The sequence below is a fragment of the Niveispirillum irakense DSM 11586 genome (assembly GCF_000429645.1).
Lineage (GTDB): Bacteria > Pseudomonadota > Alphaproteobacteria > Azospirillales > Azospirillaceae > Niveispirillum > Niveispirillum irakense.
Map to the genome: position 1 here is coordinate 304,866 of NZ_AUCG01000022.1, position 10,572 is coordinate 315,437.

The following is a 10,572-nucleotide window of genomic DNA, read 5'->3' on the forward strand; positions in this document are numbered from 1 at the left end:
AATAATTATCATTCCTAGTAATCATCCACTGCTGGTTCTCCCAGCTACGGTAGCCGGGTCGAGGGATAATGCCTTGATTGAACAGGGAATCTGCACCGATCCCACCGATATCGTCACAGAAATCGGGTGGTTGGGTGTTGGCCGCCTGGTTCGCTGGGCATCCGGGGGAATTATGACCCTTCCCCCCACCCCACAACCGCTTCATCCATCAGAAAGCATCCTTCCCATGTCCACGCGCCTGTACAGCCCACGCTGCCTGACCGCCATCTCCATTGTCCTGGCCCTGACCGGCACCGCCGGCGCGCAACAGGCCACCAGCACCGCCGCCCAGGTGGCGGACATGGCCAGCGTGGGGGAAGAGATTGTCGTCACCGCCCGCCGCAGTGCTGAAAAGGCCGTGGAAGTGCCCTTCGCCGTCAGTGTGATCGGCGGGCAGGATATTACCGAGGCTCGGCTGCAGAACCTGTCGGAAACCCTGCTGTCGGTGCCGGGGTTGGATATCAACGCCTCTGGCGGGCCGATCGATTATAATGTCCGCATCCGGGGTGTCGGCTCGCTCTACAAGGTCAGCGCCGATGACAATTCCGTGGTGCTGAATATTGACGGGGTGGCCCTGTCCACCGCCTTCCTGTCGCTGGGCACGCTGGATATTGAACGGGTGGAGGTGCTGAAAGGCCCGCAAGGCACCCTGTTCGGCCGCAACAGCGAAGCCGGCGCCATCAACGTCATCACAGCCAAGCCGACGCAGAATACCGAAGGCTATGTGCGGGGGGAGATCGGGCAGGAAGGGCATCGGCTGGGTGAGGCCGCCGTGGGTGGTGCCATCAGCGATCAATTGAGCGCCCGCATCGCCGTCCGCTATAACGAGGCTGACAATTGGGTGGACAATGCCCGCGATGGCAAGCCGCTGACCAAGATGTCCGATCTGGCGGGGCGTTTCAGCCTGGCCTGGGACAATGGCAATGGCACCGACGCCCTGCTGACCGTGGAGGGGCAGCAGGCCAAAGGCTATCTGAACATGATCCTGCTGCGCCCCTATGGCGATGATCCGTCGCTGGATATCACACCCGGTGCCTTTGATGAGAATAAGCGCACGGCAGGGCGTTATTCGGCTGAAATCAATCATGATTTCAGCTTTGCCCGCCTCACCTCCGTCACGGCGGCCACCACATTGGATTATGTGGGCTGGAAGGCCTATGACACGGTCACCTACCAGACCATGTACGGGATGCCGATGGAATATCTGGTGCGCGACAGTTCCAAGGAAACGGGCTTGAGCCAGGAATTGCGGTTGGCTTCCCTGCCGGATTCACGTCTGTTCTGGGTGGCGGGGGTGCTTGGCACCCATAGCGACCTGTCCTTCGACACGCGCGACCCTTTGCAGGGCCAGCAGCGTTTCCGTGATTTCACCTCCAAGAGCATCGGCGTCTTTGCGGAAGCGACATATCCGCTGACCGAAGCGCTGAAACTGACAGGCGGTATCCGCCAGTCGCATGAAAGCAAGGATTACGACGCGCGCTACATCAACACCAATACGAAGGCCACCACGCCGGATAAGCGTGACCTGTCCGACAGCTACACCACCGGACGGCTGGCCCTGTCCTATGAACTGGCTAAGGATACCAACCTTTATACCACGCTGGCACGCGGCTATAAGTCGGGTGGTATTTCCTATATGGCCACCAGCGTTTCGGACAGTGAGCCCTACAAGGCCGCATCCGTGAACAGTCTGGAAATCGGCTTCAAAACCGCCCCGGTCGGGGGCGATTTCAGCCTGAATGGTGCCTTCTTCCTGAACCAGATCAAGGATGACCATATCCTGAAATATGACAGCGCCACCTTTGCCATGTCGGTGGTGAATGCCGATGTGCGCAGCATCGGCGCGGAACTGGAAGGAAGCTGGCGCATCACCGAAGGGTTGGTGCTGACCGCCGGGCTGGTGCGGGTGAATTCGGAAATCCGCGATGATGTGCTGGGCCTGACGGCAGGCGATATCCATGCCGGCAACAAAGTTCCCGATGTGCCGGGCTGGAGTGCCAATAGCAGCCTTGCCTATGAAGGGCATGTTTCTGACGCCGGTCTGGCGGGGCAGCCCACTTTGCTGAATGCGCGCATCGGCTATCGCTGGGTGGATAGCCGCCCCGCCGATGCCCAGAATAATTTCGACTTGGACGCCTATGGGGAGGTGGATGCCCGTATCGGTCTGTCCAGCGGCGGCAGCGAATTCTACCTTTGGTCCTCCAACCTGTTCGACAGCAAGCATGATGTTTATGGCTATGGCGAATTGGCCTTCACCGATTTCAGCATCCACCAACTGGGTGCCCCGGCGCGGGGGCGGGTGATCGGCATCGGCGCGTCGCACAGCTTCTAAAGCGGTTTTCGGCTGGCCGAAAGCCGCTTCGGCGGCGACTGCCGCCGCGCGGCACGTGCCGCGTTAGCCAAGCCGCGGATGCGGCGCCGGCGATTGAGGAAAACCTAAACGCAAGAGCGTGTTTCCGGTTATCGGGAACACGCTCTGTGAGGGCATCATGACGAAAACCACGCCGTCGGCCTGGGCGCTGCTGGCCAGCCTTTACACCACGCAATATCTGGGTCTGGGCTTCCTGGTGGTGGCGCTGGTTGCCATCATGATGGAACAGGGAGCCAGCCTGGAACAGGTGGGCATGGTCTATATGCTGGGTATGGTCTGGCCCTTCAAATTCATCTGGGCCCCCCTGGTGGACAAAATCAGTTTTGGCCGGCACGGCCATTACCGGGTCTGGCTGATCGTCACCCAGACGGCCTTGGCCCTGGTGCTGGCCCTGATGGGACAGGTGGATCTGAAGACGGAATTCACCACCGTCTATCTGCTCGGCTTGGGCGTGGCGGTGATTTCCGCCACCCAGGATATCGCCGTGGATGGGCTGGCCTTCCGGCTGCTGGCCGCATCCGACCGGGGCCTGGGCAATGGCATCCAGATTTCCGGCAACCTGCTGGGCAATATGCTGGGTGGTGGGCTGGTGCTGCTGGCCTATCCATGGCTGGGCTGGCAGGGGGCGATGCTGCTGCTGGCCGGCGGTACGCTGATCTCCCTGGTGCAGCTTGTTTTCTTTAAGGAACCGGTGCAGGCGGCGGCGGGGGTGGTTCATGCCAACCCGTTCCGCTGTCTGGCTGCCTTCTGGCGGCGACCGGGCGGGCGGCGCTGGCTGGTGCTGCTGTTGATCTATCCGATCGGCAGCAGCCTGGGCTATGCGCTGATCACGCCCATTCTGGTAGATGCCGGCTGGGGCATGGATCGGATCGGTTTCTTCGTCAATGTCATCGGGTCGGCCCTGGGCATTGCGGCGGCCATGGCCACCGGCTGGCTGCTGCAGAAATGGCCGCGCCGGCGGGTGATGCTGGGGGCGGCCCTGCTGCAGATACCGGGTGTGGCCGTCATCGCCGCCCCGGTGCTGGGCTGGAATGGCGATCTGGCCGTCAGTCTGGCCGCTGGCCTGTTTTTCCTGCTGTACAACCCGGCGGCGACCGTGCTGGCGACGCTGATGATGGATCACGTCTCCCCGGAAACGCCGGCGACGGACTACACCATGCAATATAGCGTGAACATGCTGTTCGCCATGGCGGCCATGTCGGCATCCGCCTGGCTGGCAGCATCACTTGGCTATCTGGGCTTGCTGGGCATTGCCGTGCTGGCCGCGGTGGCGGCGGCGCTGCTGTCCCGGCATTATCGCGACGGGACGATGGCCGCCTTATCCTGAAGCCTTGGCGGCGGCCAGCAACCGGGCCGCCCCTTCCCGCCCCAGCAATGTTTCCAGCGCTGCCGGCACCGTCGCCCCCTGGCGAACCTGATCCAACAGCCGGGTGATGCCGTCCGGCCCCTGCCCATCAAGCCAATCCAGCGCCGCCAGCGGGGCATAGGCAGACGCCCAGCCATTGGGGGCGGCCCTGTCCAGCGGGCCGACAGGCACATCGCTGCCGGCCACGGCCAGCCGGGCTTTTTCCTGCTGGCGGGCGAGCACCTGGGCGAAAGCGTCTGCCCCATCCGTTTCCCGCACACAGGCAAGCCCGATAGCGCCGGCCACCCCATCGGCCAGCCAGACAGAACCTGGCCCCTGCCGCAGATCGGACCTTGCCAGCAGTTCAGCGCGGGCCAGGGCGGTGGCGATCTCCACCCGGCGCAACCGGCGCCCCGTGCCCTGATCGGCCACATCCCAGCCCGGTGCTTCGGCCAGCAGCAGCAGATCATCCGCCCGCGCCGTCTGGCTAAGGCCACGCGGCCATTGCGCCAAACGGGTGACAGGGGGCACCGTGCCCAACCAATGGGCCACACAGGCACGCATGGCCGCAACATCCTGCACCAGGGCCGGCACCATGCCGCTGCGGCTGGTATCATGGCTGACCTCCACCCCATCCAGCCGCTGGGTGATGGCCCCGGGTGCCCATAGGCCGGCAAAGGCAAGCGGGCCATTGCTGCGCCCCTGACCGATCAGATTTTCCCCCTGTACCAGTTGCCAGCGCCAGTTGCCCGTCGGTGCCAGGCCCGCCGCCGGCACGGCAAGGGCGGCGGGCAACGACGGGATATCAGCGGGCAGGCCCTGGCGCTGGCGGGGCAAGGCGGCCCGCAGCAGCCGGGCCGGGTCCAGCCCCAGCCGGGGGGCGATATCGCTTTCACGCAGCCATAGGCCAGCCCCCGTCAGCCAAGTGGGTTTCCCTTCTGCCGACCATTGCGGCACCTGCACTGTCCAGCGGAGTTCCAGGCCGCAGTCTTTGCAATCCCCCAACTCCAGGATCAAATGGTCGGCCACCTGCGTTGCCGGCAGCGAACGGCCCCCGATACTGGCCGCCTGTAATTGGAACCCATGCGGCAATTCCGCATCCAGCCGCTGGCCCTGCACCCCGTCCAGCCGCCATTCCCCCCGCACCACGCGGCTGGCGGGGTCGATGCTAAGGCGAAGGTCGCCGCCGGCCACATGCCAGGGTGGCAAATCGGCTGTCCATAGCCGTTCCCAGGCCGCCCCCTCCAACTCGGCACTATGCCGGGAATGGCCGCCATCATCGGCATCCAGCCGGCTGGCAAAGGGCAGGCCGATGGCGGCCAGCAGCAGCAGCGCCACCGCCCCCGCCAGCCCCACCGGCCCGCGCAGGCGCGCGCCTGCCAGCGACAGGCGGCGTTCCTCCGTCCCGCGCGGCAGGGCCAGCCCGGCCAGCACCACCAGCAGCAGGCAGAGCGCCAGCTTGAACCCGTCCAGCGCCAGCAGGTAGGAGAGCCACGGTCCCCAGCCGGTCAGCCCGGACAGGCTGGCCTTGGGCGCAATGCCCATTTCCGCCAGCGGGAAGCTGACCAGTTCCAGCTCATGGTTCAGCACCAGGAAGAAGGTCAGCAGCATGGAGGCGGCATAGGCCAGCCCGGCCCGCCGGCAGATGGCGTGCAGCAGCAGCGCCAGCATCGCCAGTTCCAGCAGCGGCGGAGCCAGCATCAACAAGGGGTACAGCAGCGCAAAACCGGGATCGACCGCAGCCCAGGGTGCCGCCAACAGCGCCACGATCAAGCCCGACAGACCGGGCAGCAGCGACAGCACCAGCGTGACCGCCAGCACCGCCAGCGCGCGACCGAAAAGACGCACATAATCAGGGGCGGGCGCGGCATCCAGCATTTCGCCAAAGCCGGGCAGATCATCGGCCCGCGCCAGCAGACCGGCCAGGGCTGCCACGGCAAAGGCGATCACCAGGAAGATGGCGCTTTTCAACAGCGGCAAGGCCAGCTCCAGCCGGGGCACCATCGGCCCTTCGGCATGCCAGACACCATGAATAAAGGCCGACAGCACACCCAGCGCCAGCAACAGCAAGACCCCGGCCCGGAACGCCCGGCCCCGCAGCAGCCGGCCCGCCTGCCATGCCGCCTCTGCCAGCAAGGCGCGGCCCCAGTGCAGGCGGCCCGTCCCATCCAGCGCTGGGGGCCGTGGCCCGGCGGGCAGCAACAATGCCGCTTTCTTCACTTTCCGCTGGCGGGCGGTTCTTTCCAGCGCCAGATCCTCCCGCCCTGTGCGGGCCAGCGCCCAGCCCAGGGCCAGCAGCGGTAACAGGCACCAGAGTGCGCGGTTGACCAGCAGCGGCACATCCAGCGGCAACAGGCCGGTGGATTTCTGCGCCGGGCCCCAGCCCTCCACCGTCTGCAAGGCGTGGGTGAACAAAGACGGGTCGATGGAAGCCCCCAGTACCGGGTTGATATGCCCTTCCTTCAGCACCACCACGGCGAACATCCAAAGCAGCATCAACCCCGCCGCCACGGCAAAGGGGGCGGCCAGCCCCCGCCCGCGCAGCGTTGCCAAAAAGTAAAGCGCACCCAAGCCACAGGCCGCCGGCAACAGCAGCCAGAGGAAGGCAAAGCCCAACGCCATCCAGGGCACCGGCCCGATGGCACCATCGGGCACCAGCGACAGCCATTCCAGCACCGGCGTCACCAGGAACCCGACCAGGATCGACGCCGACAGCAGCACCGCCAGCAAGGCGGCCCCCAGATAGCGGCCCCAGAGCAGGGCCGTCAGGTTCACCGGCAGGGCCAGCACCACCTCATGCAGGAACACCGCCCGGTCGCCCAGCAGGGGGCGGGCGAAGACCCAGGCCCAGGCGAAGAACAGAAAGAACATGCAGCCCGATGCCATCAGATAGATCAGGCTGGCGGCATTGCGGGGGACTTCTCCACCGCCCATCTTCTCCACATAGCCGGCATTGGTCAGGCACATCAGCAGATAAAGCGTCAGGCCGATGAAGATCAGAGGCACGATGCCGCTGTGCAGGCCGGCGCAGAATTCCGCCACCGCTTCCCGCCACATGACCGCCCAGCCACTCATGCCGCTTCCCCACAACCGGCCTGCGCCAGGGCCATGTAATAAATATCCTCCAGCCTTGGCGGATGGGGTGTGAAGGCGGGGTCGGGCGGGGTGTCGCCCAGCGCCACCACCCGCGTGCCGGCACGGGTGGCCACCAGATGCAGGGCCGGTGGTACCGGCTCCCCGCGCGGCACCAGCCGGGACCAGAGGCGACCGGCGCAGCGGGCCGCCAGTTCATCCGGCGTGCCCTTTGCCAGGATGCGCCCCCCGGCCAGGATGGCCACACCAGCGCACAGATTCTCCACATCCTCCACAATATGGGTGGAGAGTAATACCACCGCATCCGCCGCCACATCGGCCAGCACATGGTGAAAGCGGTTGCGTTCCGCCGGGTCCAGCCCAGCGGTGGGTTCATCGACAATCAACAGGCGCGGCTGGCCGATCAGCGCCATGGCGATGCCGAACCGGCGCAACATGCCACCGGAATAGGTGGAAACCGCCCGATGCGCTACCTCAGCCAGATTGACCTTTTCCAGCAGGTGCCCCACCTCTGCCCGGCGTTCGGCCTTGTCCGTGCGGCCCTTCAGCCAGGCGAACCGGTCCAGCAGGTCGCGGGCCGAAACGCCGGGATAGGCGCCGATGGTTTGCGGCAGATAGCCCAGGCGACAACGCAGATGCTGGGGATCGGCCAGCACATCCACCCCATCCAGCAGGATTTGGCCGGCATCGGGGCGCTGCAGCGTCGCCAGCGTGCGCATCAGGCTGCTTTTGCCTGCGCCGTTCGGCCCCAGCAGCCCATACATGCCGGGCGGCACATGCAGCGACACCCCATCAAGCGCCTTCACGCCGTTGCGATAGGTCTTGTGCAGATCGACAATATGCAGGCCGGGCAGTGCCATGGCGATGCTCCCCCAGAATGGTGAAGCGACCGACGATAGGGGTTTTATCCCCTGCCGCTGCCCGGTTCGGTGCAACCGCTACCCGGATCGGGCTGAAACTGCGTGATGGCTGGAAAATTGACCCGATCGGAGTGAAAGCGTCCCCGATCAGGGTAGCGGCAAAGTTGCGGGTGATTATCACTCCGGCCCTTGCCCTCTCCCCCTGCCCGGAAGACCCATGGCCAGTGACACCCCACCAAACCGCCACCGCCGTAAAATCATCATGCTGGGGGTCGCCTGCGCGCTGCTGGCCGGTGGTGGCTGGCTGGGTTGGGATTATCTGCACTATGGCCGGTTTCAGCAGACGACGGACAATGCCTATGTGAAGGCGGATTTCACCGTCATCGCGCCCAAGGTGGCCGGGATCGTGGCCGAGGTATTTGTGGTTGCCAACCAGACAGTCAGCACCGGCACACCCCTGGCCCGCATCGACAGCGCCGATTACGAGGCCAAGATGGCGGAGGCCGAGGCCCTGATTGCCGTGTCAGAGGCCGAGGCCAACAGCCTGCGCGCCCAGGTGGGCGAACAGAAGGCGCTGGTGGAACAGGTGGTGGCCGAACTGGCTGTGGCGCGGGAGGAACTGGATTTCGCCCAGGCCGAGGTGCGCCGTTACGAACCGCTGGCCGCCAGCGGTACCGGCAGCCGCCAGCAGATGGACCAGTTGCGCAACCAGGAACGCCAGGCCCGCGCCACCCTGGCCGCCCGGCAGGCGGCGGTGTCTGGGGCCGAACAGCATATCCAGTCGCTGGAAGCCGGTATCCTGCAGGCCGAAGCCCAGGCGCGTTCCGCCCAGGCCCAGCGGCGGGCGGCGGAAATCAATGTCGCGGCCTGCCTGATCCGCGCCGGAATTGACGGGATTATCGGCGACCTGACCGCCCGCCCCGGCCAATATGCGGAGGCCGGGCAGCGGTTATTGACGCTGGTGCCGGCCCGCCAGCGCTATGTCGAGGCCAATTTTAAGGAAACCCAGGTCGAACATATGCAGCCGGGCCAGCCGGTAAGGGTGATGGTGGATGCCTTCCCCGATCAGCCGATCCAGGGCAAGGTCGCCAGCTTTGCCCCCGGTACGGGGGCTGAGTTTTCTATTCTGCCACCACAGAACGCCACAGGCAATTTCACCAAGATCGTCCAGCGCGTGCCGGTGCGCATCACCCTGACCGATACCGCCGGGGCCGCCCGGCTGGTGCCCGGCATGTCGGTGACGGTATCGGTGGATACGCGCAACGCCACCAGCCAAGCCCCGCAGGTGGCCGCCACCGGGTCGGCACCGTGAGTGGGGGCATCGCCGATCCCCAGACACCGCCCCCGATTAAGGTGGAACCGGGGGCCTGGCTGGCCGTTATCGCCGGGGCGCTCGGCAGTTTCATGGCGACGCTGGATATTTCCATTGTCAATGCCGCCCTGCCCACCATCCAGGGGGAAATCGGGGCCACGGCAACGGAAGCAACCTGGATCGCCACCGCGTATCTGGTGGCGGAAATCATCATCATCCCGCTCAGTGGCTGGCTGTCGCGCCTGTTCGGGCTACGCAGTTTCCTGCTGGGGGCGACCCTTGGTTTCACCGGCTTTTCCATGCTGTGCGGCCTGTCGGACAGTCTGGGGCTGATGGTGTTCGCCCGTGCCGGCCAGGGGCTGACCGGCGGGGCGATGATCCCCACCGCCATGACCATCATCGCCACCCGCCTGCCGCCGGCCCGCCAGCCCATCGGCAATGCAATTTTCGGCATGACGGCCATTTTGGGGCCGGTGCTGGGGCCGCTGGTCGGCGGGCTGATGACGGAATATCTGTCCTGGCACTATGCCTTTTTCATCAATCTGCCCATCGGGATGGTGCTGCTGTTCCTGCTGTTCACGGCCCTGCGCCATGAACGCGCCCAACTGGATCGGCTGGAGGAGGCTGATTGGCTGGGCGTGGCGGGGCTGACCTTGGCGCTGGGCGGGCTTACCCTGGTTTTGGAGGAAGGACAGCGCGAGCAATGGTTTGAATCCAGCCTGATCCGCTGGCTGTCCGTCGCCAGCTTGCTGGGGCTGATCTTGCTGCTGTTGGGGCAGAAATACGCGGCAAGGCCGGTGATCCGGCTGTCCCTGCTGCGCGACCGCGCCTTTGGTGCTGTGGCCGCCATGGGGGTGCTGATGGGGATGGTGCTGTACGGCACCTCCTACATGATCCCGCAATTCCTGGCGGCCCTGGCCGACTACACTGCCTTTCAATCGGGCAGCATCGTGCTGATCGCCGGATTGCCCAGCCTGATCATGATGCCGATGGCCCCCCTGCTGTTCCGCCTGTTCGATGCCCGCGTGGCGGTGTTCACCGGCATGATGATCATGGCCGCCAGTTGCTGGCTGGAATCCGGGCTGACGGCGGATGCGGTGGGGGCCGATTTCGTGCTGTCGCAGATCATGCGCGGGGTGGGTCAGGTGTTGGCCATCCTGTTTTTGAACCAGGCGGCCATGGGGGCGGTTGCGCGCGATCTGGCCGCCGATGCCGCCGGCCTGTTCAACGCCGCCCGTAACATCGGCGGTTCCCTGGCTTTGGCCGGTATCGCCATGCTGCAGGATCAGCGGATGTGGCTGCATAGTCGGCATCTAGAACAGACCCTGTCCGCCAACGCCCCCGCCACGGGGGACTATATCAGCCAGTTGGGCAGCGGGAATCTCGCCATGGGAATGCGCCTGCTGGCGGGTATCATCCGCCAGCAGGCGTCGGTGATGACCTTCAACGACCTGTTCTGGCTGCTGGGCACCGGGGCGGGGGCGGTCAGCCTGCTGGCCTTCATTTTGCGCCCGCACCGGCCCCCGCCGAGACTACTCGATCAGGCTTGAGG

Annotated in this window: 6 protein-coding genes; 4 read left to right on the top strand and 2 right to left on the bottom strand. The window is 65.4% G+C overall.

Features of this window, described 5'->3' with window-relative positions; genetic code table 11:
• The first annotated feature begins 226 nt into the window (after positions 1 to 226).
• Both G473_RS0111955 and G473_RS0111960 read left to right on the top strand, forming a co-directional pair.
• Complete coding sequence (locus G473_RS0111955) at positions 227 to 2,371, top strand: TonB-dependent receptor (RefSeq protein WP_051330220.1); 2,145 nt, start codon at positions 227 to 229, stop codon at positions 2,369 to 2,371.
• A 157-nt stretch (positions 2,372 to 2,528) separates the two neighbouring features.
• The gene (locus G473_RS0111960; RefSeq protein WP_029013291.1) at positions 2,529 to 3,737 is read left to right on the top strand and encodes an MFS transporter; all 1,209 of its coding nucleotides are present in this window, start codon (positions 2,529 to 2,531) and stop codon (positions 3,735 to 3,737) included.
• Here G473_RS0111960 and G473_RS26580 read toward each other — a convergent pair.
• Together G473_RS26580 and G473_RS0111970 are read right to left on the bottom strand one after the other, a co-directional pair.
• Positions 3,729 to 6,830 carry a hypothetical protein gene (locus G473_RS26580; RefSeq protein WP_051330189.1) on the bottom strand — a complete coding sequence of 1,034 codons (3,102 nt, stop codon included), beginning with the start codon at positions 6,828 to 6,830 and terminating at the stop codon, positions 3,729 to 3,731. The two genes, G473_RS0111960 and G473_RS26580, sit on opposite strands and share 9 nt — an antisense overlap.
• Positions 6,827 to 7,708, bottom strand: a complete 882-nt coding sequence (locus G473_RS0111970; protein WP_029013292.1) for an ABC transporter ATP-binding protein — start codon at positions 7,706 to 7,708, stop codon at positions 6,827 to 6,829. Before G473_RS0111970 ends, G473_RS26580 begins: the two co-directional genes overlap by 4 nt.
• A 217-nt stretch (positions 7,709 to 7,925) precedes the next feature.
• On the opposite strand from G473_RS0111970, the gene G473_RS26585 reads away from it, so the two are divergent.
• Together G473_RS26585 and G473_RS26590 are read left to right on the top strand one after the other, a co-directional pair.
• Positions 7,926 to 9,020 carry an HlyD family secretion protein gene (locus G473_RS26585; protein WP_051330190.1) on the top strand — a complete coding sequence of 365 codons (1,095 nt, stop codon included), beginning with the start codon at positions 7,926 to 7,928 and terminating at the stop codon, positions 9,018 to 9,020.
• On the top strand, positions 9,017 to 10,570 hold the full coding sequence (locus G473_RS26590) for an MDR family MFS transporter (protein ID WP_051330191.1): 1,554 nt from the start codon (positions 9,017 to 9,019) through the stop codon (positions 10,568 to 10,570). The genes G473_RS26585 and G473_RS26590 overlap by 4 nt, the downstream gene beginning before the upstream one ends.
• The last annotated feature ends 2 nt before the right edge of the window (positions 10,571 to 10,572 follow it).

Excerpts from the sequence above, each read along its gene's own strand:
- G473_RS0111955 (WP_051330220.1), top strand. The coding sequence starts at position 227 with ATGTCCACGCGCCTGTACAGCCCACGCTGCCTGACCGCCATCTCCATT.
- G473_RS0111960 (WP_029013291.1), top strand. The coding sequence starts at position 2,529 with ATGACGAAAACCACGCCGTCGGCCTGGGCGCTGCTGGCCAGCCTTTAC.
- G473_RS26580 (WP_051330189.1), bottom strand. The coding sequence starts at position 6,830 with ATGAGTGGCTGGGCGGTCATGTGGCGGGAAGCGGTGGCGGAATTCTGC.
- G473_RS0111970 (WP_029013292.1), bottom strand. The coding sequence starts at position 7,708 with ATGGCACTGCCCGGCCTGCATATTGTCGATCTGCACAAGACCTATCGC.
- G473_RS26585 (WP_051330190.1), top strand. The coding sequence starts at position 7,926 with ATGGCCAGTGACACCCCACCAAACCGCCACCGCCGTAAAATCATCATG.